The sequence below is a fragment of the Streptomyces sp. NBRC 109706 genome (assembly GCF_000974485.1).
GTDB lineage: Bacteria > Actinomycetota > Actinomycetes > Streptomycetales > Streptomycetaceae > Streptomyces.
The window spans coordinates 458,605-484,472 of record NZ_BBOM01000007.1; the positions used below are offsets into that span (position 1 = coordinate 458,605).

The following is a 25,868-nucleotide window of genomic DNA, read 5'->3' on the forward strand; positions in this document are numbered from 1 at the left end:
GGACGCCCGTGCGAGCCACTGGCCGTCGGCCGAGGACGACGACGATCGCGCCCACCCGTTCGCGTCCCGCGCGGGGGTGTTGACGGCGACGTGGGGCTGGCCGCGCCGGGCGTGCGGCGTCCCACGATCCGCCTCGTCGACCGCGCGGGGCCGGCGGCGACCGTTCCCGTCCGGAAGCGGCTCGCGGGAGACGTTGGTCCACGGCGAGGTGACCGTGGTCGACCACGGAGAGCCGCACACACCCACCGGCCGGGGGCGCGTTGGCGGGCGTGCCGCTTGGCCGAGAGCGGTCAGGCCGCGGTGGCCAGGGGGAGGTGGGTGCGGAGTTCGTGTTCGCTCGCGTTGGCACCGGTGCAGACGACGGCGACGCGTTGGCCGGCGAAGACGGCGGGGTGGGCGATCAGGGCGGCGAGCGCCGCCGCGCCGGCGCCCTCGGCGAGGGTGTGGGCGTCGCGCAGGTAGAGCCACTGGGCCTTGCCGATGGTCGCGTCGTCGACCAGCAGGAAGTCCGCGAGGTGGGCACGGAGGAGGCCCTGGGTGAGGGCGAAGCCGCTGCCGACGGCCAGGCCCTCGGCGCGGGTGCGGTTGGGGCGGCTGAGCAGGGTGCCGGCGCGCCAGGAGTCGTGGGCGGCGGGCGAGGCGGCGGACTGGACGGCGATCACCCGACATCGGGGCGCCAGCGCCGCCGCGACCAGACAGGCCGCCGCCGCACCGCTGCCGCCGCCGACGGGCACCACGACCGCGTCCAGGTCAGGCGCCTGTTCGAAGATCTCCAGATAGGCGGTGGCGACGCCGGCGACCAGGGCCGGCTCGTCGGCGGCGCTGACCAGCCGGCCGCCGCGTTCCTCGGCGATCTCCCGGGCCCGTTCGGCGGCCTCGGTCATGTCCCGGCCGGCCTCGATCAGCTCCGCGCCCAGCGCGCGCACCGCCGCGGCCTTGGTGGGGTTGGGATCGACGGGCATCACGATGGTGCAGGGCACCCCGTGCCGCTTGGCCGCGTAGGCCAGTGACTGGGCATGGTTGCCCGTGGAGTAGCCGACGATGCCGGCCGCGCGTTCGTCCGCGTCCAGTCCGGCGAGCAGGGTCAGTCCGCCGCGCACCTTGAAGGCGCCGGTGGGCTGCACGTTCTCGTGCTTGACCAGGACCTCGGCTCCGACGCTCGCGTCGAGGGCCGGATAGTTCCACATGGGCGTCGGGGGCAGCTGACCGGCAAGGGCGTGGCGGGCGGCCAGCGCGTCGGAGATGGTCGGCGGGCGCATGCTGGCACTGTCCCACGAGCGGACACATAGCTCCAATGCTGAATTTCTCTGCTTCCATAGATCTGATCTATGGATTCGGCCTACCCTGCGGTTATGTGGAATCTGACCCGGCTGCGGGTGCTGGTCGCGGTGGCCAGGGAGGGCTCGGTCACCGGGGCGGCCGAGGCGCTGCACTATGCCCAGCCCTCGGTGAGCCACCACCTGGCGCGGCTGGAGGCCGAGGTGGGCGTGGTGCTGGTGCGCCGGGCGGGGCGTGGGGTGCTGCTGACGGACGCGGGCCGGCTGCTGGTGGCCAGGGCGGAGGAGATCCTGGGACGGGTGGAGTCGGCGCGGGCCGAGGTGGCCGCGCACGCCGGGCTGCGCACGGGGCGGGTGCGGCTGGCCGCGTTCCCCTCGTCGCTGGCCACCCTGGTGCCGCCGGCCGTGGCCCGGCTGGCGGCCGAACACCCGGGCGTCGAGCTGGCGTTGACGGAGGCGGAGCCGCCGGCGGCGTTGACCGCGCTGCGCAACGCGGACGTGGACGCGGCGCTGGTCTTCGCGCACGACGAGCCGCCGGCGGGCGACCAGCGGAACACGACGCTGCTGCCGCTGATGCGGGAGCCGCTATTTCTGGTGACCCCGGCCGACTGCGAACCGTCGGCGGCGCCAGGGGAGTTGGCCCGGCACGCCGACAGGAGCTGGATCGCCGGCTGTGAGCGGTGCCGGGCCCATCTGGTCTCGATATGCGAGCGGGCGGGGTTCACTCCTCGGATCACCTTCGAGACGGACGATTATGTGGCGGTCCAGTCGCTGGTGGCGGCCGGTCTCGGGGTGAGCGTGCTGCCGGGCCTGGCGCTGGCGGCGCACCGGGACGAACGGGTGCGGGTGGAACGCCTGTCGGACGAGACCCGCTGCGTCTCCCTCGCCGTCTACGGCACCTCCCCGCCGGCCGAGCCGGTCGCGGCGTTCGGCGCGGTCCTGACGGAGACGGTCACCGAACGCCCCTGGGCGGAACCGGACTGACGGGCGGAGGGACCGCGTGTCAGGATGCACGGCATGCCTGGTCGCGCGTTGAGTTTCGGTGTGATGGCGCAAGCGTATGAGCGGTTCCGGCCGGGGTATCCGGCGGAGTTGGCGGATGCGGTGTTGGGGTACGCGGGCCGGCCGGTGGTGACCGCGTTGGAGATCGGCGCGGGGACGGGGAAGGCGACCCGGGTGTTCGCCGGGCGTGGGGTCGCGGTCACGGCGACCGAGCCGGACGGGGCGATGCTCGCCGAGCTGCGCAGACAGGTGCCGGCGGATGTCCGGACGGTGCGGGCCGCGTTCGAGGAGCTGCCGCCCGGCGAGCGGTACGGGCTGGTCTACGCGGCGGCGGCGCTGCACTGGACGAGGCCGGCGGGGCGGTGGTCCCGGATGGCCGCGTTGTTGGACGCCGGCGGCGTGTTCGCTTCGTTCGGCGGGCCCGTTCGGCTGGCCGATCCCGCCGTCGAGGAGGCGGTGCGGGCCGCGCGGGCGCCGTTTCTGGCGACGGACGAGGTGCCGTCGCCGGACGGCACACCTCCGGAGGAGGCGATGCAGTGGCCGGGCACCGAGCTGAGCCGGTCGCCGTGGTTCTCCGATGTGCAACAGTCACTGATCGAACGGCGATTGACGATGAGCGCCGACGACTGGATCGGCCATCTCTCGACCGTTTCGGCCTATCTGGTGCTGCCGCCGGCCGAGCGGAAGCGGGCCTTCGAGGAGATCCTGCGGGTGCTGCCCGCGACGGTCGAGGTGGACGCGGACCTCACCGTTCATCTCGCCCGTCGGAACGACCGGTCCGCTCCGTGACCGGAGTTCCGTGACCGGACGTCAGCGGCTGGACCCTCCCCCCGAAGTCGGGCCCAGCCGCTGACGTCAGTCCGCCGCGTCAGATCTGGTGACGCAGCCGGTTGCGGGAGACGCGCACGGCGGCGGCGCCCGTCAGCAGGAGTGCGCCGGCGCCCGCGATGAGCGCGAACTGCCCCTCGCCCGCGCCGGTCGCGGCCAGGGCGCCGCCCGAGGCACCGCCCTGCGGGCCGGGGCCACCGCCCGAGCCGTTGCCGTCACCGCCGCCGGGGCTGTTGCCGCCGGGGAGTTGGGCGTCGTCGCTGAGCGCCAACGAGAAGTTGACCGGGTCGAGTTCGTCACCCTCCTCGTAGAAGCCGGCGAACGCCAGGGCGCCGTCGGCGGTGAGGGTGGTGGGGAGCCCGTCGAGCGTCAGCACGTCGTCCTCGGGGTTCAGCGCGTCGGCCGGCACCTCGAACTCGGCGATGGCGACGTCGTCGTACTCGCTGACCTCACCGGTCTCCCGGTCCTTGGAGGACACATCGGCGATCAACTCGCCCTCGGTGCCGTTGATCTGCACGCCGAAGTCGCTGAACTGGAGGTCGAGCGCGCCGTCGTGGCCGGTGAAGCGGACGCCGCCGGCGAAGGAGGTGTCCAGCGTCTCGGCCTCGGCGTCCAGCTGGCCGCTGCCGTCGGGGAAGCGGTAGCCGTCGACCAACTCGGTGGCGCCGCCGGAGAGTTCGACGTCACCGCCGGCGATGGGGCCGGTCACGTAGTTGCGGAAGGACTCCTTGACGCCCCAGTCGAGCTGGCCGTCCACCACGGTGCCGGGGACCTCTCCCGGGTCGGTGCCCGGATCGGTTCCCGGGTCCGTGCCGGGATCGGTGCCCGGGTCGGTACCGGGATCCGTGCCCGGGTCCGTGCCGGGATCCGTGCCCGGGTCGGTGGAGTCGGGGGTGACGCTGAGCGTCGCCGGGTCCAGTTCGGTGCCCTCGGCGTACATCGGCGTGCCGTTGTACTCGAAGGCGGTGGCGCCGTCGGCGGTGAGGGTGGCGGGGATGTCGGTGAACACCATCGCGCCGTCCTCGCCGGAACCACGCGTCGCGCCGCTGAGGTCGAGCGCGGCGAACTCGACGTCCTCCGTGGTCTCGCCGGCCACGGTGACATCGGCGACGATGGCGCCGGTGGTGCCCTCGGTGACCACCTTCAGATCGGCCAGCTTCAGGTCGAGTTCACCGTGGTGCCCGGTGAAGTGCACGCTGCCGTCGAACGCGGTGTCGACGCCGTGCGTGGACAGGTCGTAGCTGCCGGTGCCGCCGGTGAAACGGAAACCGGTGTCGGTGCTCTCGGCACCGTCGGCCAGGTCGATGGAACCGCCGGCGATGGGACCGGTGATGTAGCGGCGGAAGGACTCCTTCACACCCCAGTCGAGGGTGCCGTCGACCAGGTCGATGACCTGCGCCGGGCGGGTGTCGTCGGCCACCGCCGGACCGGCGAAGGCGGTGACGCCGAGCACCGTCGCGCAGGCCACGGTGAGCAGGGTCGCGCCCCCGCGCGCCGCGCGGGCTCTCTTGGTTCGGTTGGTCATGAGCGAGGTCATGAGCGGGGTGTCTCCTCGGAGTTCTCGGATGGGGCTGACGAATCAGCCGGGTCGGCTGTGGGGGCGGCGCGGCGGTTGCGGCGCTTGATCAGATATGCGGCGACGGCGAGCACCAGCAGGGCGCCCACCCCGGTCGCGATCAGCGTGGGGGTGTTGGACCCGCCGTCCCCCGACGAGGTGGCCTCGGGGTCGGCGGTCGGCTCGGGGTCGGCCGCCGGCTCGGCGGGCGCGACGGGCTCGGCGCCCAGGTCGGGCAGCGGCGGCAGTTCGGCGTCCTCGGTCACGGCCAGCGCCAGGGTCAGCGGATCCATGGCGGTGCCGGCCGGGTAGAGGCCCCCGAAGGCGGCCGAGCCCTCCTCGGTCAGCTCGGCGGGCACCTCGGCGAGCAGCACCAGGCCGTCCTCCGGGGTGAGGTCCTCGGCGGCGAAGGTGACCAACGGCTGGTCCTCGGCGGTCTCCCCGGCGTTGCCGACATCCGCGTGGAGGGTGCCCACGCCGTCGGCGACGGTGACCCGGACGGCGCCGAGGCTCAGATCGAGATCGGTGCCGGTGAACCGGACGGCGCCGGCGAACGCGGCCTCCGCCGTGCCGGCCTCGGGGTCGACGGTGCCCTCGCCGGCGCCGAAGCGGAAGAGCGCGCCACCGTCCTCGGCGCCGTCGGTCAACTCCCAGGCGCCCTCGGCGATCGGCCCGGTGACGTACTCGCGGAAGGTGCGCCGCACGCCCCAGTCCACGGCTCCGTCGGCGAGTTCGGCCGTGGCCTCCGGGTTCTCGTCCTCGTCCTCGCCCTGGTCGTCGTTCTGGTTGTCGTCCTCGTCGGGCGTGGGCTCGGGGTCGGGCTCCGGTTCGCTGGGCTCCTGGCTGTCGGCGGTGAAGGACACCGGGTCGAGCGGGTCGCCGGGCTGGTAGTAGCCGGCGAAGGCGGTGGCGCCCTCGGCGGTGAGGGTGGCCGGCACCCCGGAGACCGCGATCTGGGTGCCGCCGCGCAGGTCGATGCCGCTCAGGTTCAGCGAGGCCAGCGGCACCTGGGCGCTCTCGGTGACCCGGCCCGTGCCGCGTTCCGTTGAGCGCATATCGGCGAAGAGTGTTCCGCTCTGCCCCGATATCGACAGCGACGGATTGCTGATGGTGAGGTCCAGTTCATAGCTGCCGTCGTCCTTCTGGTGGCCGACGAAGCGGACGCCGCCACCGTAGGCGGCGTCGAGCGTGCCGCTGTCGGGGTCGTAGCCCCCGCTGGCCGAGTGGAACCGGAACTGGTTCTGCCCCACCGTGGCGGCGCCGCCGGACAGGCTGAAACTCCCGTTCGCTATCGGGCCGGTGATGTAGGTCTGGAACGAGGTCTTGATCCCCCAGTCCAACCGGCCGCCGGCCACCGGACGTTCCGCCGCGCCGTGCGCGGCATGGGCGATACCGGGCAGCAGGAGCAGCGAGAGGAGGACGGCCAGCAGCGTGAACGCGGCTTTGCGCGGCCTTGTGGGCAGCATCGAAGGTCCTCCTATGGGGCACCCCGGGAGCAAACGGCCAGGTTAGGCTAACCTAAGCTACTCCCGGGCTCGGGTGGTACCCCCTCCGCTCAACTCGCTCACCACTTCAGTCAGAAAGGCGGGACGCACCGTGGCCCTTCGATCCGGACGACTGCTCGGCACAGGGGCGACCCTGCTGGCACTGGCCCTGGCCGTCACCGGCTGCGGCGGCGACGCGAAGGGCGGAGGAGACGACGCGGACAACGCGGCGGCGACGACCCAGGACCGGGTCGAACCGCTCGAAGGGCCGCCGGCCGAGCCCGTGTTGCCGGTCACGGTGGAGTCCGCCGACGGCGACGAGGTCACCGTGACGGCGGTCGACAAGGTGGTGCCGCTCTCCGGCTCGCTGGCCGAGCTGATCTTCAGCCTGGGGCAGGGCGACCGGGTCGTGGCCCGCGATGTCTCGGCCACCTTCGAGCAGGCCGAGGACCTTCCGGTGGTGACCAGGGGGCACGACGTCTCGGCCGAGGGCGTGCTCTCCATGCGCCCCGATCTGGTGCTCGCCGAATCCACCACCGGGCCCGACGAGGCCATCGACCAGATCCGCGCCGCCGGCGTCCCGCTGGTGGTCCTGGAGCCCGCCCTCGAACTGGACGACGTCAACCGCCGGATCCACGCGGTGGCCGAGGTGTTGGGCGTCCCCGAGGCGGGCGAGGCGCTGGCCGCCCGCACCGACGAGCGGATCGAGGCGGTCCGCGCCGAACTGCCGACGGAGGGGGACCGGCCGCGCGTCGCGTTCCTCTATCTGCGGGGCAGCGCCTCGGTCTATCTGCTGGGCGGCGCCGAGTCCGGCGCGGTCTCGCTGATCGAGGCGGCCGGTGGCGTGGACGCGGGCCAGGAGTCGGGCCTGGACAAGGACTTCACGCCGATCACCAGCGAGGCGCTGGCCGCCGCCGCGCCCGATGTGATCCTGGTGATGACCAAGGGCCTCGAATCGGTCGGCGGCATCGACGGGTTGGTCGAGATCCCGGGGATCGCGCAGACCCCGGCCGGGATGAACCGCCGGGTGGCCTCCATCGAGGACGGGGTGCTGCTGAACTACGGGCCGCGCACCGACCAGGTGCTCGCCTCGCTGGCCGAGTAGATCCACGCCGAAGGCCAGGGCGAGTGACCGCGCCGACCGCCGTCGAACGGGGGCTGCCGTCCGAACCCGCCGGGCCGGGCGAGCGTCCCGAGGTGCCGCGCTCCCGGGGCGCGGGGCGGATCGCCGCGCTGACCCTGGGGTTGAGCGGCGCCCTGGTGGTGCTCGCGCTGGTCGCGGTGGCCACCGGCGCCTATGCCATCCCGCTGGGCGATGTGATCGACTCCGTGCTGCACCGTTTCGGCCTCGGCGGGGAGCCGCTGGACCGGGTCGGCGAGAGCGTGCTGTGGAACGCCCGGGTGCCGCGGGTGGTGTTGGCGCTGCTGGTGGGCGCCTCGCTGGGGTGCGCCGGGGCGCTGATGCAGGGCGTCTTCGGCAACCCGCTGGCCGAGCCGGGAGTGATCGGGATCTCCTCGGGCGCGGCGGTGGGCGCGGTGGCGGCGATCGCCTTCGGCCTTGACTTTCTTGGCAATTGGACGATCACCGTGTTCGCCTTTGTCGCCGGTCTTGGCACGGTGATGTTGGTCTATGTCCTCTCCCGATCGGATGGCCGCACGGAGGTGGTCACCCTGATCCTCACCGGGATCGCGGTGAACGCCTTCGCCGGCGCCCTGATCGGTCTGTTCATCTTCTTCGCCGACAACGCGCAGATCTCCGAGATCACCTTCTGGCAGCTGGGTTCACTGGCCCAGGCCACCTGGCCCAAGGTGCTGGCGGTGCTGCCCTGCGCGCTCGTCGGGCTGGTGGTCGCCCCCTGGTACGCGCGCCGTCTCGACCTGCTGGCGCTGGGCGAACGGCCGGCCCGTCATCTGGGCGTTGACGTGGAACGGCTGCGGGTGACGCTGATCCTGGTCACCGCGCTGTTGACGGCGGCGGCCGTGTCCATGGCCGGCATCATCACCTTTGTCGGCCTGTTGGTTCCTCATCTGCTGCGTATGGTCGCCGGCCCGGGGCATCGTTTCCTGCTGCCCGGCAGTGCGCTGGGCGGCGCCCTGGTGCTGCTCGCCGCCGACCTGGTGGCCCGCACCGCGGCGGCGCCGGCCGAGTTGCCGCTCGGGGTGCTGACCGCGCTGATCGGCAGCCCCTTCTTCTTCTGGCTGCTCCGCAGAACCCGCCGTCGCCAGGGAGGTTGGGCATGATCAGGTTCCGTTCCCGAGTGGTCAGCCGGCCCGTCGAGCCGCCGGCGGGGGCGGTGTTGGCCGAGGTGCTGGGGCTGGCCGTTTCGCTGGGCGAGCGCCGGGTGCTGCGCGAGATCGACCTGACCGTGCGGGCCGGCGAGGTGCTGGCCCTGGTCGGGCCGAACGGCGCCGGCAAGTCCACCCTGCTGGCCGCCCTGGCGGCCGATCTGGCGCCGACCGACGGCGAGCTGTTGATCGACGGACGGCCGGCGGCCGACTGGACCGCGCGCGAACTGGCGCTGCGCCGTGCCGTGTTGCCGCAGGCCGCCACGCTCTCCTTCCCGTTCACCGTGACCGAGGTGGTGCGGATGGGCCGGGCGCCCTGGGTGGGCACCGAGGCGGAGGACGAGGACGACGAGGCCGTCGCCGAGGCGATGGCCCTGACGGAGATACTGCCGTTCGCCGGCCGGCCGTTCGCCGCGCTCTCCGGCGGGGAGCGCGCGCGGGTCGCGCTGGCCCGGGTGTTGGCGCAGCGCACCGCGCTGCTGCTGCTCGACGAGCCGACGGCGGCGCTCGACCTGCGCCACCAGGAGCAGGTGCTGCGGATCTGCCGGGAGCGGGCGGCCGCCGGCCGTGGGGTGGTGGTGGTCCTGCACGATCTGGGGCTCGCCGCGGCCTGGGCCGACCGCACCGCTGTGCTGCACGACGGGCTGCTCGCCGCCACCGGCACCCCCGACGAGGTGTTCACCGAGGGGCTGTTGACCGAGGTGTACCAGCACCCGGTGCGGGTGCTGGTCGATCCGGACACCGACGCCCCGCTGATCGTCCCCGAGCGCCCCGCGCGCCCCGGCCCTCCCGCGCACGACCAGCCCAGCTGAACGGCGGCCGGCGCGCGCTGTAGTCGGTGGAAAGTTCCGGCGAACCGCGGGCAAACAGCGGTGCGATGCCCTAGCCTTTTCTGCGGCAAGGGCGCGCACTCACGGGGAGATGAGGACGCGCCTTCGCGCTGTAGCCCGCTGTTCGCTCGTCCGCGCCATCCGTTCATCCGCTCGTCCGCTCGGTTCTCGTCCCACTCACCTCGATCGCCAGGACCCGTCGTTCGCCGGTCCTGCCCACCGGCCGGTCCCGTCGTCCGGCCGTCGTCTCGTTCGCTTCGTCCGTCTCGGTTACCTCGCTTGTTTCGGGTTGTTCCCGGTTGTTCCCGGTTGCTCGGTCTTGCCGCGCCACGGCGCTCGGCGACGTTCACATCACCGTTCGGGGGGGATATGCGCCATCCAGACATCTCACGCTCCGGAGCCGTGCGAAGACCGCGGGTCGCCGCGGGCCGCGCGGCGCTGCCGCCGGGCACGGCCCGCTGGTACGCCCCGGTGGCGCTGACCGCCGACACGCTCGGCGTCCTCGTGCCCGTCCTGCTGGTCCATCAGCTCACCGCCCAACCGCGTCCGTTGGCCTCGGCGCTGGTCGCGGCGCTGGCGTGGGTGGGGTTACGCACGGCGCGCCACCGCTATCGACGCCATGGGCTGGGCGAGAGCAGGGGGCTTCTCGCCTCGGCCCGCGACTGGCTTTCGCTGCTCGGGCTGTTGGCCGTGGCCCGGGCCCTGACCGGGGAGAGCTCGGAGGTGTCGGCCGCCGTGCTGGCGCTGGTCTGGGCCCCGTTGGTGACGGGGCTCACGGCCGCCGGGCTGCACCGGCATCTGACCGGGCAGCGCCATCAGGCCCAGGCCGTGCGCCGGGTGCTGGTGGTGGGCGAGCCGGACGCGGTCGAGCTGGTGACCGCGCGGCTGGCCGCGAGGACCGACCATGCCTATGTGGCGGTCGGCACCGTGCTGCTCGGCCCGGGCGAACTCAGCAGCGGCGTACCGCCGTTGGCCCGACTGCCGCTGGACGGGCCGACGCCGAACCCGGCCGTTCCCGATCTCATCCCGGCCGGCACCGACGGCTCCGTGGTGCTCGCCGCCGCCCGTCAGCAGTGCGCCGACCTGGTGCTGCTGGTGCCGGGCGCCCGGCTGGCCGGCGAGCGGCTGCGGCGGCTCAGCTGGTCCGTGCAGGACACCGGGCTCAGCCTGGTCGTGGCCTCGGGGCTGACCGAGGTGGCGCGCCACCGGCTGACACTGACCAGCGCGGCGGGGCTCAATCTGCTGCATGTCGCCCCGCCGCCGCGCCCCGGCACCAGAACGGCCGTCAAGGCGGCCACGGACCGGGTGGTGGCGGCCGCCGCGCTGGTGCTGCTCGCCCCGCTGCTGGCGCTGTTGGCGGTGGCCGTGCGGTGGGACTCCAAGGGGCCCGTGCTCTATCGGCAGACCCGCATCGGCCACCGGGGCACACCGTTCACGCTGTGGAAGTTCCGCACCATGGTGCCGGACGCCGAGCGCCGCAGGCCGGCGCTCGAAGCGGCCAACGAGCACGCCGCGACACCGCTCTTCAAGATCCGCGCCGACCCCAGAATCACCCGGGTGGGCCGCCTGCTGCGCCGCACCTCGTTGGACGAACTGCCCCAGCTCGTCAATGTGGTGCGCGGCGAGATGGCGCTTGTCGGGCCCCGGCCGCCGCTGCCGGACGAGGTGGCCCGCTACAGCGCGGTCGAACTGCGGCGGCTGCGCGTCAAACCCGGGCTGACCGGGCCCTGGCAGGTCGGCGGGCGCTCCGAGCTGTCCTGGGACGAGGGCCTGGCGCTGGATCTGGCCTATACCGACAACTGGACGCTGACCGGCGATCTCGACGTGCTGGCCCGCACCGTCCGCGCGGTGGTCAACGGCCGGGGCGCCTACTGATGGAACGTTCACTCGGCGCGCCGCTCCCGCCACCAGGCGTAGGTGTCGGCGAGCCCGTCGGCCAGCGGGACGCCGGGCTCGAAGCCCAGCGCGCGCAGCCGCGATATGTCCAGCAGCTTGCGCGGGGTGCCGTCCGGTTTGCTGGTGTCCCAGCCGATCCGCCCCCGGAAGCCGACCACCGAGGCGATGGCTTCGGCCAGCTCCGCGATCGGCAGATCGACGCCACAGCCCACGTTGAGCGGCAGCTCCTCGTCGTAGGACCGCAGCATCAGCAGGCAGGCGCGGGCCAGATCGCGGCTGTGCAGGAACTCGCGGCGCGGGGTGCCGCTGCCCCAGAGCGTCACCTCCGCCCGCCCCTCCCGTGCGGCCTCGTCCAGCCGACGCAGCAGGGCCGGCAGCACATGCGCGGTGCGCGGGTCGAAGTTGTCCCCCGGGCCGTAGAGGTTGGTGGGCATGGCGGCCACATAGGAGCGGCCGTACTGCCGGCGGTAGGAGCGCAGTTGCGATATGCCGGCGATCTTGGCCAGGGCGTAGGGCTCGTTGGTCGGCTCCAACGGGCCGGTGAGCAGCGCCTCCTCGCGGATCGGCTGGGGCGCCAGCCTCGGGTAGATACAGGAGGAGCCGAGGAACAGCAGCCGGTTGACATCCGCCGCGTGGGCGCCGGCGATGACGCTCAGCTGGATGCGGAGATTGTCCTCGATGAAGGGCACCGGCTCCGTGGCGTTGGCCATGATGCCGCCCACCCGGGCGGCGGCCAGCACCACCGCGTCCGGCCGGGTGGCGCGCAGGAACCTCCCGGTCGCCTCGGCGTCCCGGAGATCGAGCTCGCTCCTGGTCCTGGTGATCACCTCGTGGCCGGCGCGTGTCAACTCGGCGGCGATGGCGGAGCCGGCCAACCCGCGGTGCCCGGCGACGAAGATCCGCGCGTCCGGCGGCAACAGCGTTTCCATGCCTCCGGATTGTGCCAGGCCGCACTGACAGTGCCGGGGCGGTCACAGCGGTCGACGGGACCGGCACGGCCGGTCGACACCCCGACAGAAGACCAGAACGAGGGAGGGCGCACCATGCCCAAAACGGCGTTGATCAGCGGAATCACCGGTCAGGACGGCTCGTATCTGGCCGAGCTGCTGCTGGCCAAGGGGTACACGGTGCACGGCCTGTTGCGCCGCTCGTCATCGTTCAACACCGAGCGGATCGACCATATCTACCAGGGCCCACAGCACCCGGAGCGCACCCTGGTGCTGCACCACGCGGATCTGACGGACGGCGTCGCCCTCGTCAACCTGCTGCGGGAGATCCGCCCGGACGAGATGTACAACCTGGGTGCCCAGTCGCATGTCAGGGTCTCCTTCGACGCGCCGCTGTACACCGCCGACGCCACCGGGCTCGGCACCCTGCGGCTGCTGGAGGCGGTCCGGGCCAGCGGCATCGACACCCGGCTCTACCAGGCGTCCTCGTCGGAGATGTTCGGCGCGGCGCCGCCGCCCCAGCACGAGGGCACCCCGTTCCACCCGCGCAGCCCCTACGGCTGCGCCAAGGTCTACGGCTACTGGTCGACCGTCAACTACCGCGAGGCGTACGGACTGTTCGCGGTCAACGGCATTCTCTTCAACCACGAGTCACCGCGCCGGGGCGAGACCTTTGTCACCCGCAAGATCACCCGCGCGGTCGCGCGAATCAGGGCGGGCCTCCAGGACCGCCTCTATCTGGGCAATCTGGACGCGGTCAGGGACTGGGGCTATGCCCCGGAGTATGTCGAGGCGATGTGGCTGATGCTCCAGCGGGACACGCCGGACGACTATGTGGTGGCCACCGGAGTGGCGGCCAGCGTGCGGGACTTCCTCCACGCGGCGTTCGCGGCCGGCGGCCTGGACTGGGAGGAACACGTCCGCTTCGACCCCAAGTACGAGCGGCCGAGCGAGGTCGACGCGCTCATCGGCGACCCGGGCAAGGCGGCCGAACTCCTCGGCTGGCGGCCCAGAACCCACTGGCGGGAGCTGGCCGGGCTGATGGTCGCCGCCGATATCGAGGCGCTGGAGGCCGAGTTGAGCGGCAGCAGAGTGCGGGTCGACCGGTGACGGCCCTTCAGGAGGCGGGCCCCGGGGCGCGAAAGGCGGGGCGCACGGGGCCGAATGCGCCCTTCGCACCACCGTGCGCCGACAACGTGCGCCCTCTTCCGACGGTCCAGCACCCGGAGATGGCGACTTCCGGGTGTCGAGTGTCAGTGCCGTGAAGGAGTATGGGGGACGTGGTTGTGAAAGGGGGACCCAGGTGAGTCTCAGGGGTGGTTGGCGTCGGTTGACGCGTCGTTCGCGGCCGTCGCGCATCGCGTGGTTCGCGCGCACATCGGGCCGTCGGGGAGGCGAGCCCGCCCGGCATCGCCGGCGCCGCTCGCGCCGGGCCGTGGCGGTGGGGGCCGCACTGGCGCTGGGCGCCGGCCTGTTGACGCAGGGCGCCGTCTCCGGCGGCGCCGGCGCCGTCACGCCCCCGGTCGGGATAACGGCCGACGAGCTGCCCACCTGGCAGACCAACGGCATCGTCTACGCGCTGGCCGAGTCCGACGGCGTGGTCTATGTCGGCGGCACCTTCTCCACCGTCCGGCCGCCGGGCGCCGCGTCCGGCACCCAGGAGCAGCCGGCGGTCAACTTCGTGGCGCTGGACGCCGCCACCGGCGCGCCCGTCGCCGACTGCTCCCTGGCGTTCACGGTCGGCTCGGGCAGCGCCACGGTGCGCGCCCTGGCCGTCTCCCCCGACGGCTCCACCCTCTACGCCGGCGGCACCTTCGGCTCGGTGGCCGGCTCCGGTGCGTCGAGCGTCGCCGCGTTCGAGCTTCCCGGCTGCGCGCGCAAGCCGTTCCCGGTGGCCGCCAACGGCATCGTCCGGGCGCTCACCGCCACCGACGACACGGTCTATCTCGGCGGGGACTTCGGCCAGTTGAGCGGTCAGCCACGGGCGAAGTTCGGCGCGGTCGACCTCGCCGGCCAGGTGCTCGGCTGGCGCGCCGACGCAGACGAGGCGGGCAAGGCCGTCCGGGTCACCCCCGACGGCGAGCATGTGCTGCTCGGCGGGGACTTCTTCACCGTCAACGGCACCGGCTCGCACGCCCTCGCCGTGGTCGACGCGGCCACCGGCGCCATCGCGCACGCCTACCCGGACGGCTTTATCGACCCGCGCTCCACGGTGCAGGCCATCGAGGTGGACGACAGCGGCTTCTACACCGGCAACGAGGGCACCGGCGGCGGCGTCTTCGACGGTCGTATCGCCCTCGATCTGGACACCTTCGAGGAACGCTGGCGGGACACCTGCCTGGGCGCCACCCAGGCCGTGGCCGTCCATCAGGAGGTCCTCTACAGCGCCCACCACGCGCACGACTGCTCCAGCATGGGCGAGTTCCCCAACCAGGAGCGCTATCACCTCTTCGGGCAGGGGGTGGACGATCCCACGCTGCTCGGCTGGTTCCCCAACACCAACGACGGCCTCGGCGAGCAGCTGGGGCCGCGTGCCCTCGCCGTGGTCACCGACCATCCGGCGGACGAGCGGAACTTCCTCTGGGTGGGCGGCGGCTTCACCACGGTCAACGGCCAGCCGCAGTGGGGGCTGACGAGATTCGCCTCCGAGCCGGACATCGGCGCGCCCAGCGTCCCGGAGACCCATGTGGCGTCCACGGCGGCCGGGGAGGTGGAGCTGCGCTGGCGCGCCAGCGTCGATCTCGACGACAGCCTGCTCACCTACCGGGTCTACCGGGACGGCCAGAGCACACCCGTCCACACCGTGCGGGAGTCGTCGGTGCCCTGGCGCCGCCCCCAGATCCGCTTCACCGACACGGACACCAGCCCGGGCCTGACCCACAGCTACCGCGTCACGGCCACGGACGGCGCCGGCAACACCAGCGCGCTCTCCGCGCCGGCCTCCGTGACCGTGGCCAGCGGCGAACAGCCCTATGTGGAGGAGGTGTTGGCGGACGATCCACTGCTCTACTGGCGCTTCGACGAGTCGGCGAACAACTTCGCCTCCGACACCTCGGGCAACGACTCGGGCGGCGTGCACCGGGGCGGCCCCCAGCGGGGCGCCACTCCCCCGGCGGTGCCGGGGCCTGGTGCCGCCGCCATCGGCTACGACGGCACCGACGACTACACCTACGGGGACGTCCGATACGGCGGGCTGAGCGAGTTCACCCTGGAGACCTGGTTCAACACCACGACCACCAGGGGCGGCAAGCTGATCGGCCTCGGCGACCGCACGCTCCAGCTCAGCGCCAACCGGGACAACAACATCTATCTGCTCAACGACGGCCGGGTGGCCTTCGGCGTCTATGACGGCCGCTACCACACCGTGATCAGCCAGAACAGCTACAACGACGGCGACTGGCACCATGCGGCGGCCTCCGTCGGACCGGCCGGGATGCGGCTCTATCTGGACGGCGAGCAGGTCGCGGTGAACACCTCGATCACCGCCAGCCGCGAGGTCCAGGGATACTGGCGCACCGGCGGCGACAGCCTGCAGAGCTGGCCCAACCGCCCCAGCAGCGACTTCTACCAGGGCCTGTTGGACGAGACGGCCGTCTACGCCCCGCAGCTGCCGGCCGCCAGGATCGCCGCGCACTACGCGGCGGCCTCCCAGCCAACCGACACCCTCACCCAGCTCACCCCGGACGCCGACACCTATGTCAACGGCGCCGCGGCCAACGCCAACCACGGCACCCACCAACAGCTCGCCGTGCGCGGCTCCAGCCCCTACGAGAGCTATCTCTCCTTCACCCTGCCGGACGCGCCGGCCGGGACGGTGCTCAAGAACGCGGCGCTGCGCGTGCGGGTCAGCGACGACGCGGCGGCCGGCTCGGCCGACGACTTCACCGTGCGGCGCACCGTCGGGGCCTGGTCGGAGGCCGAGACCACCTGGGCCAGCCGGCCGGCCCTGGCGGACGAGGTGCTGGGCACGCTCAGCGCCCCGGAAGCCGTGGGCGGCTCCTATACGGCGTCGCTCGACACCGAGGAGATAGCCGACGCCCTCGGCCAGGAGCTGAGCCTCGCGCTCACCGGCGAGGGCACGGACAGTCTGTGGCTCCGCGCCCGGGAGAGCCAACAGACGGCCGCGCGACCCCAGTTGTTGCTGACCTTTGGAGCGCCCTGATGAAGGCCAGGACGCACGGCGGGCGCCGCCGCGCCCTGCTGCCGGTGGCGGCGCTGCTGCTCGCGGCGCTGACCGCCTGCGGTGGCTCGTCGGACGACGCCTCGGTTGACGAAGTCCCGGCCGGGGACGCCTCGGCCGGGGCGAGCGAGGCCACCGCCTCGCCGCCGGACGACGCCGACTCCGATCGGCGGCCGGACGGCGTGGACGGCGTGGATGGCGTGGATGGCCTGCCGGAGGCGACTCTCCCGGCGGACGAAATAGCGCCGCCCGAGGGCGAGTTCACCGAGGAGCAGAGCGACTACCTCGCCGAGCGGGTGCCCGTAGGGGTCGATCCAGGCGCCATCCTGGATCTGGGCATGGAGGCATGCGATCGCCTCGGCTATCTCTCCCGCCACGATCCGGCCGCCGCCGCGCCCGCCGTCGAGGCCGGCGAGATCCCGGGGGCCGAGGGCGCCGTCGAACATCTCTGCCCCGAGCACGCCGAGTTGCTGCCCTGACCCGCCCGAGCCGCCCGAGCCCGCCCGAGCCACCGAGTTCAGCTAGGAGAAGCGTGACCCGACTACCGATAGCGGTCGTGATCCCCACCAAGAACGAGGCGGCCAATATCGTCTCCACGGTGCGCTCCGTCATAGGCCACTTCACGGCCGTGATCGTGGTGGACTCCGACAGCGAGGACGACACCAGGGCGCTGGCCAAGGCGGAGGGCGCCGAGGTCATCTCCTATACCTGGGACGGGCGTTACCCGAAGAAGAAGCAGTGGTGCCTGAACCGGGTGCGGACCGACATCGACTGGGTGCTCTTCCTGGACGGCGACGAGACGCCCAGCGGTGAGCTGCTGGCCGAACTGCGCCGGATCTTCCTGGCGGGTCGTGGGGTGCGCCCGGCCGCCTTCGACATCCCGCTCGGGTACTGGTTCGCCGGCCGCCGGCTGCGACACGGCCACACCATCGTCAAACGCGCGCTGCTCGACCGCACCCGCGCCCGTTTCCCCGAGCCGGCCGATCTGGACGCGCCCGGCATGGGCGAACAGGAGGGCCACTACCAGCCGTTGGCCGATCCGGTCCATCGGCTGCGGGCCACCATCGAGCACAACGACCTGGATCCGGTCCGCACCTGGTTCGAACGGCACAACCGCTACTCGGACTGGGAGGCGTGGCTGGAGCGGCACCCCGAGGTGCGGGAGGAGATCAGGGTCGCCAAGACCCGACAGGGCCAGCTGTTCCACCGGGCCCCGCTGAAGCCGCTGGTCTCCTTCGGCTACGCCTACTTCTACCGCCGAGGCTTCCTCGACGGCCGCGCCGGCCTCGACTACGCCCTGGCGATGAGCTTCTACCGCTGGCAGATCGGCCTCAAAACCCGCGAACTGAACGATGCCGCCGAGCGGCTGTCTTGAGCGGATGCCCCCCGATGGGGACCCGACCGGTAGTACCCCGGCCAACCGCCGTCCCGGGGGACCAGCCGCTGAGCGGCTGTCCTGAGCGGATGCCCCCGAGGGGGACTCGACCGGTAGTGCACGGGCGGGTAACCGCCGGGCGGCTGTCTTGCCCTGAGGCCCCCGAGGGGTGGCCCCGGTCGGGCACGGTCGGGGTGACGCCCAGGAGCGAGATGCCCGTGAGGGCCGGCCCTCGGTCGGGGATCTGCACAAGGGGCCCGGCCGTCGTGAATGCACCCGAGGGGGAGGGCCTTGCCGCAGGCCAAGGCCCTTGAGTGGCCCGGCCGATACACGGCCGCCGCCTCCTCCGCCCGGGAAGGTCAGGTCCGCCCCCGGCCCGGCCGGCCACCGGCCGCGCCAGCCGTCGGCCCAATGCCCCGCCCGGGGGCGGGGGGCGGGTCAGGTGGGGGTGGCGGTGGCTCGGTGGGTGAGGACTTCTGTGTAGATCTGGGTCAGTCGGTCGAGGACCGTGTCCAGGGTGAACTCGGTGCGGGCCAGGTCCCAGGCCGCCCGTGACGCCTGTTCCCTGGCGGGCGGCGGCAGCAGGTCCAGTATCGCGCGGCCGACGGCCGGGCCGTTGTCGTCGTGCGGGCGGGCCGGGACCACGCGGCCGGCGCCGGCCCGTGCCACGTCGGGCGCGAGCCCCGTCGTGTCGGTGACCACCACCGGCGTGCCCACCGACATCGCCTCCAGCACGGACAGCGGAAAGGCGTCCTGCACCGAAGGCAGCACCAGGGCGCTCGCGCCGCGCAGCGCGGCCAGCACCTCGGGCCCGTCCAGCGCGCCCACCACGTCCAGCGCGTGCCGCACCCCCAACTCGTCGGCGTGGGCGAGGGTTTCGGCCAGCGCCCCGGTGTCGGGGCCGGCCAGCACGAAACGCGCGTCGGGGTGTTCGGCGAGCACCGTCGGCATCGCGCCGACGAAGTCGCGGGGTCGTTTTCCCTCCTGCACCCTGGCCAGGTAGAGCAGTCGGGGCGGCCCCTGCGGCGGGGCCGCGCGTTCCCGCGCGGGCACCCCGTTGACCAGGCGGCGGGCCGGCGCGATGGGCGCCGGCGCCACCACGGCCGCCGTCTCGCGCCGTTCCCGTTCGGTGAGGTACAGCACCGCGTCCGCGCGGCGCAGCACCCGCCGCACGCCGAGGCCGTCGACCAGCCGCGCCACCCGGTTCTCCGTCGGGTCGATCATCCCGTGGGTCTGTAACACCAACGGGGTGCCGGCGCGCAGCGCGAGCAGCGCCACCGGCAGGGTCACCAGGTCCCGCATCAGATGGACGTGCACCAGGTCGGCGGAGCGGACCGCGCGCGCCGCGTCGGCCAGCAGCACGGCGGAGGTGATCCCGCTGACCTCGAACCGGGGCAGCAGATGCCGCGCCCGGTGGAGCCGGACCCGCGCGCCCTCGACGACGCGCGGCAGCGGACCGGCGGGGAACTCGTCCCCGAGCGCCAACAGGACGGCGTCGTCCCCGCGTTCGGCGAGCCCACGGCAGAGGCCGAGGGCGACCCTGGTGGGCCCGCCGAACGCGTGGCTCGGGGTGTGCAACGTCACCGCGTGCAGGACCCGCACCCGCGCCTCACATCCGGTCGGGCGCGGCGATGCCCAGCAGGCCCAGGCCCTGCGCCAGGGTGGCCCGGGTCAGCTCGCAGAGCGCCAGCCGGTTGGCCCGCACCTCGGGCGCCACGCCCTTCAGCACCGGGCAGGACTCGTAGAAGGTGGTGAACGACTTCGCCAGGTTGTAGAGGTAGCCGGCGAGTTGGTGCGGCTCCAGCGTGTCGGCGACCTCGGTGAGCGCGCGGCCGAAGGCGTCCAGGGCCAGGCCCAGGGAGTGTTCCGCCGGCTCCAGCGTCAGCTCCGGGTGGAACGCGGCCGACGGGCCCTCGACGCTCTCCGCCTTGCGCAGGATGGAGGCGATCCGGGTGTGGGTGTACTGGAGGTACACGCCGGTCTGGCCGTTGAAGGACACCATCCGGGAGACGTCGAAGGAGTAGTCCTTGACGCGTGAGGTGGACAGCTCGGCGTACTTGACGGCGCCGACGCTGGCCAGCTGGGCGACCTCGTCCAGCTCCTCCTGGGTCAGTCCCGGATCCTTCTCGGCGACGACCTGACGGGCCTGGGCCAGCGCGTCGTCCAGCAGGTCCGCCAGCCGGACGGTGCCGCCGGAGCGGGTCTTGAACGGGCGCCCGTCCGGGCCGTTGATGGTGCCGTTGGCGGCGTGCACGGCCTGGACCTCGTCGGTGAGCCAGCCGGCCCGCCGGGAGACGCGGAACAGCATGTCGAAGTGCTGGGACTGCCGGGAGTCCACCACATAGATGAGGCGGGTGGCGTGGTGCTCCCTGATGCTGTGCCGGAGGGTGGCCAGATCGGTGGCGGCGTAGCCGTAGCCGCCGTCCCGCTTGCGGACCAGCATCGGCACCGGCTTGTCCTCGGGGCCCCTGATGTCGTCGAAGAAGACGACCTTGGCGCCCTCGCTGTCCTCCAGGATGCCCTTGTCGGCCAGCTCGTCGACGACCTCGTCCAGCCAGGGGTTGTAGAACGACTCGCCGGCGTTGTCGTCCGGGGTGAGCAGCACCCCGAGCCGTTCGTAGACCTGCTGGAACGCCCTGGCGGACTCGGCGACGATCTCCTGCCACGCGGCGACCGTCTCCTCGTCGCCGGACTGGAGGGCGACGACCCGCCGTTGGGCCCGCTCCTTGAAGTCCGGGTCAGTGTCGAACTCCTGACGCGAGGCGCGGTAGAGCGCGTCCAGCGCGGAGACCGCGCCGCCGGTGCCGGACTCGGCCACGCCGGCGTCCTGGCTGCGCCAACTGGCCTCGGGGTGCTCGAAGATGTACTCGATCAGCATGCCGAACTGGGTGCCCCAGTCGCCGATGTGGTTCTGCCGCACCACCCGGGCGCCGAGATAGCCGAGGACCCGCACCAGCGCGTCGCCGATCAGGGTGGACCGCAGATGCCCGACGTGCATCTCCTTGGCGACGTTGGGCGCCGAGTAGTCGACCACGGCGCACTCGCCGGACTGTGACGCGGGAACGCCGAGGCGGGGCGCGGTCAGCCGGACGGCCAGCCGCTCCAGCAGGGCCGCGTCGGTGAGGTCGATATTGAGGAAGCCGGGCCCCGACACCTCGACCGAGGCGATGCCCTGACCGTTGGCGAGCAGATGGTCACGGAGCGCGCCGGCGAGTTCACGTGGGTTCTGCCCCAGGCGCTTGGCCATGGACAGCGCGACGTTGGCCTGGAAGTCCGCGCGGTCGGAGGGTCGCACCAGCGGGTCCGCCGTGGCCAGCTCGGCCGGCAGGGTCTTCTCCATCGCGGCGGAGACCGCCGCGGCCACCTCGTCGGCCAGTGGCCGAACCTGTTCCACCATGTCTCGTGTACTTCTTCCCCGGGGAGTCGATGCGCACCTCGCGTGCGACTGTGCCCCTCTAGCATGGCAGGCGCGTCCCGGTGGCACGCACCGGATCAGTCGAGCCCGGGTGCCGGTCGGTCGGCGGCGAGCGGGCGCTGCATCAACAGGGTGTCGACCCAGCGGCCGTGTTTGTGACCGACGCCGACCAGCCGGCCGGCGTCGGCGAACCCGGCGCGGCGGTGCAGGCCGACGGAGGTCCGCCCGCCGGTGTCGGCGATCACGGCCACCATCTGCCGGGCCCCGGCCCGGGCCGCGCCGTCGATCAGGGCCGCCAGCAGCAGACTACCCAGACCGTTCCCGGTGTGCCCCGGGGCGAGGTAGAGGCTGTCCTCGACGGTGTGCCGATAGGCCGGCTTGGGCCGCCAGGGCCCCGCGTGGGCATAGCCGGCGATCTCGCCCGCGGCGTCGGCCACCAGGAACGGGAGCCCCCGTTCGCCGGCCTGGGTCAGCCGGGTGCCCCAGGTGTCGAGGGGCGGCGGCCGCTCGTCGAAGGTGGCCACGGTATGGGCGACGTAGTGGGCGTAGATCTCGGCGACGGCCGGCAGGTCGTCGGCGGTGGCGGGGCGGAGCACGGGCGCTGGGGCGGACATCCGGCCACCCTAACGAGCCGGTCGGACGGTGGTCCCCGGGGTTCAGTCGCCGGTCTCGTCGAGGTGGTCGGCGTAGTAGTCGATGGCCGGCCGGTAGTCGGTGATCGTCGGGTCCTGGCTGGTGTCGGCGAGGAGATGGAGCAGCAGGCCGGTGGCCTCCCGGTGCTCGCCGGTGTTGTAGAGGGCCATCGCGAGAAACGTGCGCAGCGCCGCGTGGTCGGGAAACTCGTCGACGCCGCGCCGCAGGGTGGCCACGGCCGTCTCGTACCGGCCGAGGACCCGGTAGGTGCTGCCGAGGCCGAGCAACGCGCCCTGACGATCGGCCGGGGACAGTCCCTCCTGGCCGAGCGCACGTTCGTAGAAGGGCACCGCCGCTGCCTCCAGGCCCAGCAGGTCATGCGCCCACGCCGTGTGGAAGGCCACCTCGACATCGTCGGGGAACTCGTCGGCCAGCGCGATCAGTTGTTCCCGCGCCAGCTCGTGCCGGCCGGCCCCCCGGACGCTGATCGCCTCGGCCAGCCGCCGGTCCCTGTTCGCTCCGCTCATCCGGCCATGATCGCAGCGGGCGCGGCTTCGTGGCTCGCCGGGTTCGGACCTCGCCGGGTTCAGACCTCGGCGGCGTCGAGCGCGGTGATCCGGGGCCGGTCCCCCACGGCGAGGGTGCCGCACCGGGTGACGGAGAACTTGACGCCGAACGCGACGCCGCCCTCCGGCGCGCGCCGGTAGTGGGCGAGGGTGCGCAGCGGCTCGGGGCCGGCGCGCACGCCGGCGCGCTGGTCGACGAGCGTGACGGCGCAGCGGATCGCCGGTTTGGCGAACTCCAGTCGGGCCGTCTCCGTCTCCAGCGCCCCGTAGCCGTCCTCGTCGTGCGGCCGGTCCAGGCCGTCGAGCACCACATTGGGTCGGAACCGGTCCATCGGCAGCGGTCGGCCGCCGTCGGCGGCGATCCGCTCGTTCAGCTCGGCGAGCGAGGCGAGGCTCGCCACCAGCACCGCGCCGCTGTCGGCGTAGCCGCAGGTGCCGGGGGTGCGTCCGTCGGTGACCCGCCGGTGGTCGGGCGGGACCCGCACCAACCGGCTGGGGCGGCCGAGGAGTTCGGTGAACCAGTCGGCCGCGTCCGAGCCCTGGTCGATGCCGGTGAACGGCTGGCCGAAGAGCGAGACCGGTCGGCTCGGGCCGGTGGCGTCGACATCGAGGGTGACCGGCTCAAGACCGTCGGCGCCGAGCGTGAGCCGGGCGCCGTCGGCGGTCACCGAGGGGCGGGCCAGGGCGAGTCGGGGGTCGGCGCGCTGGCTGCGGAAGGTGCCGGACGGGTCGATCACCATCCAGGACCTGTCGTGCGGCACTCCGGCCGGGGTGAGCGCGGCGGTGCTCAGCGGCACCCCGGCGCAGCCCTTGACCGGGTAGCTGAACAACGCGCTGATCCGGGGCATGGCCACCGTCCCTCCCTGGTCACCAACCTGACGGCGGGCGCCGCACCGCCCACGGTAGCCGCGCCCGGCCGACGGACGCGCGGGCGGGGGTCAGCTCTCGGCGGCGGAGCGACGCCGCCGGCGGGGGCCGTCTGTGTCGCCGAGGGTGTCCAGGGGACGGTCGCCCCAGGCGCGGCGCAGCGCCTGTTCGAAGGTGGCGACCGACTGGCCGCCGGAGACCGCGAAGCGCCCGTCGAGCACGAAGAACGGCACGCCGTTCGCGCCGAGTCGGGCCGCCTCCCGCTGGTCGGCGAGGACCGCGTCCCGGTACCGCTCGGGGTCGGCGAGGACGGCGCGCGCCGCGTCGGCGTCCAGGCCGGCGCGCTCGGCGACGGCCACCAGCGCGTCCGGGGTGAAGACGCTCTCGCCCCGGCCGAAGTTGGCCTCGTAGAGCAGGGTGAGCAGTTGGTGGCGCGCCCCGTGCTCGTCGGCGAAGTGCAGCAGCCGGTGGACGTCCCTGGTGCCGCCGACCAACCGGTCGGTCTGGTAGTCGAGCCCCTCGCCGCGCGCCAACTCGGCGACCTGGCCCTCCATTTCGGCGGCCCTGGGGCCGAACTTCCGGGCCAGCATCCGCTCGTTCGGCTCGACCTCGCCCGGCACCCGGGTGGGGTCCAGTTCGAAGGAGCGGTGGGCGACCGTGACGCGTTCCCGATGCTCGAACCCGGCCAGGGCTCGCTCGAAGCGGGCGGTGCCGATATAGCACCAGGGGCAGACGACGTCCCCCCAGATGTCGATCCGCATGGTCGTCTCCACGTCTCGGCTCCTCAGCTGGTCGGTTGGTCGGTCGGTTGGTCGGGTCGTCTTCGGGGGGACCGGCTCAGGCCGCCGCGGCCAGTATCCCGGCGATGGTGGCGGACGGCGGCGTGGTGGGGCGTCCCAGCAGTTCGGCGAGGTCCCCGGTCACGGTTTCGAGGGCGCCCTCCGAGATGCGCACATCGGCGTCCACGACCAGCTCGACGGCGAAGTCGGGCAGCCCGAAGGAGCCGAGGAATTCGGTGTACCGCTCGGGGGTCAGGTCCTCGTAGCGGACGGGCCGGCCGGCGGCGGCGGACGCCTCGGCGGCCAGGTCGGCCAGGCTGTGGGCGGTGTCGCCGGTGAGTTCGTAGACCTTCCCCGCCTGGTCCTCGCCGGTCAGGACGGTGGCGGCGGCCTCGGCGAAGTCCGCCCTGGCGGCGAACGCGGCGCGGCCCTTGCCGGCGCTGCCGACCAGCACGCCGCTCTCCACGGCCCGTGGCAGGCCGGCGGCGTGGTTCTCCGTGTACCAGCCGTTGCGCAGCAGCACCGAGGGCAACCCGCTCTCGGCGATGACCCGTTCGGTGATCCGGTGCACCTCGGCCAGCACCAGCGGGCTGGTGTCGGCGGCGAGCACGGACGTGTAGGCGAGCAGGCCGACCCCGGCCTCCGTCGCGGCGGCCACCACGGCGCGGTGCTGGGCGACGCGTGCCTCGTCGGGTCCGGTCGAGGAGACGAACAGCAGCCGCTCCGCGTCGGCGAAGGCCGGCGCCAGCGTCTCGGGGCGGTCGTAGTCGGCCTGCCGCAGCTGGACGCCCCTGGCCGCGAGATCCGCCGCGCGCTCGGGCTTCCGCACCACGGCGGCGATCCGCTCGGCCGGCACCCCGCGCGCCAACAGCGCCTCGACGGTCGCGCGGCCGAGCCCGCCGGTGGCTCCGGTGACAACGAACATGCCCACGTCCTTCTTCCTGGTCATCCGGTTCTGCCTGCCCGGTTCTGGTTGCCCGGTTCTGGTTGCCACCCCAAAGTACACGCACCAAAAGAAAGCACAAACTTTTCCACAGTGCAGCCCGGCGGTAGGCTGGTGCCAGGGAACGCGGGGACGGGTCCAGGACGGGTCCAGGGAGGTAGACGCGCATGACGGAACCGAACGCGGCGGAGGACGAGCGCCGGGCGGCGGCTTTCGCGTTCGACGTCTTCGCCCGCGAGTGCCCGTCCCGGAGCGTGCTGGAGCATGTCACCGGCCGCTGGGGCGCCCTCGTCCTCGCCGGTCTCCGCAAGGGCCCCGCCCGCTTCAACAGCCTGCGCCGCCGGGTCGACGGAGTCAGCGAGAAGATGCTCGCCCAGACCCTCCAGTCCCTGGAACGAGACGGTTTCGTACACCGCGAGGTGCTGGCCGTGCTGCCGCCCAAGGTGAACTACTCCCTCACCCCCATGGGCGAGAGCACCGCCGACCACCTGCTGGCCTTTATCGACCACCTCGAATCCCAGATGCCGGCCGTCCTGGAGGCCCGCCGCCGCCAGGAGCAGGTCTAGGGTGGCCGGCGGGTGGCTCAGTCCAGGGTGACCGCGGGCTCGGGGCGGTGGACGCCGCGGGGGCGGTAGCCGAGGGATTCGGCGAGGTTCAGCAGGTCGGCGAGGTACCAGAGGGTGGCCAGCCACATCTCGGTGCCCTGGGCGCCGGGGCGCTGGGAGCGGTCGCGCGGGCCGGCCAGCGGGGGGAAGCGGAACGGGAAGCCCTCGCCGTCGACCCAGTGGGCGCACAGTTGGTGGATCTGCTCCTCGGCCCAGCCGGTGATCTCCTCCCTTCGGTGGTCGGGGAGTTGGCGGCCGGCCAGCCACAGCGGGTGGGCCACGTCGAGGTCGTTGCAGGCCGTGGTGCGCCCCGGGCCGAAGTGGCGCTGGTCGGCGGCGTGGCGGAGCACCGTGTCGATCACCCGCTCGGGGTGCGGCACGGGCAGGCCGAACTGGGCGA

The 25,868-nt window shown here is 73.1% G+C and carries 22 protein-coding genes; 11 read left to right on the top strand and 11 right to left on the bottom strand.

The window, feature by feature from the left end; translation table 11 throughout:
* Window positions 1-290 precede the first annotated feature (290 nt).
* The gene (locus AOM46_RS16285) at window positions 291-1,259 is read right to left on the bottom strand and encodes a threonine/serine dehydratase (protein WP_062211950.1); all 969 of its coding nucleotides are present in this window, start codon (window positions 1,257-1,259) and stop codon (window positions 291-293) included.
* Window positions 1,260-1,352: 93 nt separating this feature from the next.
* On the opposite strand from AOM46_RS16285, the gene AOM46_RS16290 reads away from it, so the two are divergent.
* Both AOM46_RS16290 and AOM46_RS16295 read left to right on the top strand, forming a co-directional pair.
* Complete coding sequence (locus tag AOM46_RS16290; RefSeq protein ID WP_062211953.1) at window positions 1,353-2,261, top strand: LysR family transcriptional regulator; 909 nt, start codon at window positions 1,353-1,355, stop codon at window positions 2,259-2,261.
* A gap of 63 nt (window positions 2,262-2,324) precedes the next feature.
* Window positions 2,325-3,068, top strand: coding sequence for a trans-aconitate 2-methyltransferase (locus AOM46_RS16295; protein WP_234313803.1), 744 nt, complete (start codon window positions 2,325-2,327; stop codon window positions 3,066-3,068).
* Window positions 3,069-3,147: 79 nt separating this feature from the next.
* Here the strand turns inward: AOM46_RS16295 and AOM46_RS16300 are convergent, their stop codons facing one another.
* Window positions 3,148-4,644 carry an HtaA domain-containing protein gene (locus AOM46_RS16300; protein WP_062211959.1) on the bottom strand — a complete coding sequence of 499 codons (1,497 nt, stop codon included), beginning with the start codon at window positions 4,642-4,644 and terminating at the stop codon, window positions 3,148-3,150.
* Window positions 4,641-6,128 carry an HtaA domain-containing protein gene (locus tag AOM46_RS16305; RefSeq protein ID WP_062211962.1) on the bottom strand — a complete coding sequence of 496 codons (1,488 nt, stop codon included), beginning with the start codon at window positions 6,126-6,128 and terminating at the stop codon, window positions 4,641-4,643. The genes AOM46_RS16300 and AOM46_RS16305 overlap by 4 nt, the downstream gene beginning before the upstream one ends.
* Window positions 6,129-6,258: 130 nt before the next feature.
* On the opposite strand from AOM46_RS16305, the gene AOM46_RS16310 reads away from it, so the two are divergent.
* The 4 genes from AOM46_RS16310 (at window position 6,259) to AOM46_RS16325 (ending at window position 11,137) form a co-directional block, all read left to right on the top strand.
* On the top strand, window positions 6,259-7,251 hold the full coding sequence (locus tag AOM46_RS16310; RefSeq protein WP_107080082.1) for an ABC transporter substrate-binding protein: 993 nt from the start codon (window positions 6,259-6,261) through the stop codon (window positions 7,249-7,251).
* 92 nt (window positions 7,252-7,343) lie between these two features.
* Window positions 7,344-8,387 carry an iron ABC transporter permease gene (locus AOM46_RS16315; protein ID WP_234313830.1) on the top strand — a complete coding sequence of 348 codons (1,044 nt, stop codon included), beginning with the start codon at window positions 7,344-7,346 and terminating at the stop codon, window positions 8,385-8,387.
* Window positions 8,384-9,244: a heme ABC transporter ATP-binding protein gene (locus AOM46_RS16320; RefSeq protein WP_062211965.1), complete on the top strand. Its 861-nt coding sequence runs from the start codon at window positions 8,384-8,386 to the stop codon at window positions 9,242-9,244. Before AOM46_RS16315 ends, AOM46_RS16320 begins: the two co-directional genes overlap by 4 nt.
* Before the next feature lie 420 nt (window positions 9,245-9,664).
* Window positions 9,665-11,137, top strand: a complete 1,473-nt coding sequence (locus AOM46_RS16325) for an exopolysaccharide biosynthesis polyprenyl glycosylphosphotransferase (RefSeq protein WP_234313804.1) — start codon at window positions 9,665-9,667, stop codon at window positions 11,135-11,137.
* A gap of 8 nt (window positions 11,138-11,145) precedes the next feature.
* Here the strand turns inward: AOM46_RS16325 and AOM46_RS16330 are convergent, their stop codons facing one another.
* On the bottom strand, window positions 11,146-12,087 hold the full coding sequence (locus AOM46_RS16330) for a GDP-L-fucose synthase (protein ID WP_062211970.1): 942 nt from the start codon (window positions 12,085-12,087) through the stop codon (window positions 11,146-11,148).
* 114 nt (window positions 12,088-12,201) lie between these two features.
* On the opposite strand from AOM46_RS16330, the gene gmd reads away from it, so the two are divergent.
* The 4 genes from gmd (at window position 12,202) to AOM46_RS16350 (ending at window position 17,660) form a co-directional block, all read left to right on the top strand.
* Window positions 12,202-13,215 carry a GDP-mannose 4,6-dehydratase gene (gmd, locus tag AOM46_RS16335; RefSeq protein WP_062211973.1) on the top strand — a complete coding sequence of 338 codons (1,014 nt, stop codon included), beginning with the start codon at window positions 12,202-12,204 and terminating at the stop codon, window positions 13,213-13,215.
* Between the two features lie 325 nt (window positions 13,216-13,540).
* On the top strand, window positions 13,541-16,267 hold the full coding sequence (locus tag AOM46_RS16340; RefSeq protein WP_078856875.1) for a DNRLRE domain-containing protein: 2,727 nt from the start codon (window positions 13,541-13,543) through the stop codon (window positions 16,265-16,267).
* Window positions 16,267-16,764 (top strand): hypothetical protein, encoded by a 498-nt coding sequence (locus tag AOM46_RS16345; RefSeq protein WP_062211976.1) that lies wholly within the window; start codon window positions 16,267-16,269, stop codon window positions 16,762-16,764. The genes AOM46_RS16340 and AOM46_RS16345 overlap by 1 nt, the downstream gene beginning before the upstream one ends.
* A 53-nt stretch (window positions 16,765-16,817) precedes the next feature.
* Window positions 16,818-17,660, top strand: coding sequence for a glycosyltransferase family 2 protein (locus AOM46_RS16350; protein ID WP_062211979.1), 843 nt, complete (start codon window positions 16,818-16,820; stop codon window positions 17,658-17,660).
* A 438-nt stretch (window positions 17,661-18,098) separates the two neighbouring features.
* Here the strand turns inward: AOM46_RS16350 and AOM46_RS16355 are convergent, their stop codons facing one another.
* The 7 genes from AOM46_RS16355 to AOM46_RS16385 all read right to left on the bottom strand — a co-directional run bounded on the left by AOM46_RS16355 (window position 18,099) and on the right by AOM46_RS16385 (window position 24,845).
* Window positions 18,099-19,262: a glycosyltransferase gene (locus AOM46_RS16355; protein WP_062211982.1), complete on the bottom strand. Its 1,164-nt coding sequence runs from the start codon at window positions 19,260-19,262 to the stop codon at window positions 18,099-18,101.
* Between the two features lie 7 nt (window positions 19,263-19,269).
* On the bottom strand, window positions 19,270-21,054 hold the full coding sequence (argS, locus tag AOM46_RS16360) for an arginine--tRNA ligase (RefSeq protein ID WP_370592730.1): 1,785 nt from the start codon (window positions 21,052-21,054) through the stop codon (window positions 19,270-19,272).
* Window positions 21,055-21,152: 98 nt separating this feature from the next.
* Window positions 21,153-21,689 carry a GNAT family N-acetyltransferase gene (locus AOM46_RS16365; RefSeq protein WP_062211988.1) on the bottom strand — a complete coding sequence of 179 codons (537 nt, stop codon included), beginning with the start codon at window positions 21,687-21,689 and terminating at the stop codon, window positions 21,153-21,155.
* A 42-nt stretch (window positions 21,690-21,731) separates the two neighbouring features.
* Window positions 21,732-22,235 (bottom strand): tetratricopeptide repeat protein, encoded by a 504-nt coding sequence (locus tag AOM46_RS16370; protein ID WP_062211991.1) that lies wholly within the window; start codon window positions 22,233-22,235, stop codon window positions 21,732-21,734.
* 59 nt (window positions 22,236-22,294) lie between these two features.
* Window positions 22,295-23,122: an MOSC domain-containing protein gene (locus AOM46_RS16375; protein ID WP_062212735.1), complete on the bottom strand. Its 828-nt coding sequence runs from the start codon at window positions 23,120-23,122 to the stop codon at window positions 22,295-22,297.
* Window positions 23,123-23,212: 90 nt separating this feature from the next.
* Window positions 23,213-23,902, bottom strand: coding sequence for a DsbA family oxidoreductase (locus AOM46_RS16380; RefSeq protein ID WP_062212738.1), 690 nt, complete (start codon window positions 23,900-23,902; stop codon window positions 23,213-23,215).
* Between the two features lie 76 nt (window positions 23,903-23,978).
* Window positions 23,979-24,845 (bottom strand): NAD(P)H-binding protein, encoded by an 867-nt coding sequence (locus AOM46_RS16385; protein ID WP_062211995.1) that lies wholly within the window; start codon window positions 24,843-24,845, stop codon window positions 23,979-23,981.
* 185 nt (window positions 24,846-25,030) lie between these two features.
* Here AOM46_RS16385 and AOM46_RS16390 point away from each other — a divergent pair, with 185 nt between their 5' ends.
* A complete protein-coding gene (locus AOM46_RS16390; protein ID WP_062211998.1) occupies window positions 25,031-25,429 on the top strand; it encodes a helix-turn-helix domain-containing protein in 399 nt (132 codons plus the stop codon).
* Window positions 25,430-25,868 lie beyond the last annotated feature (439 nt).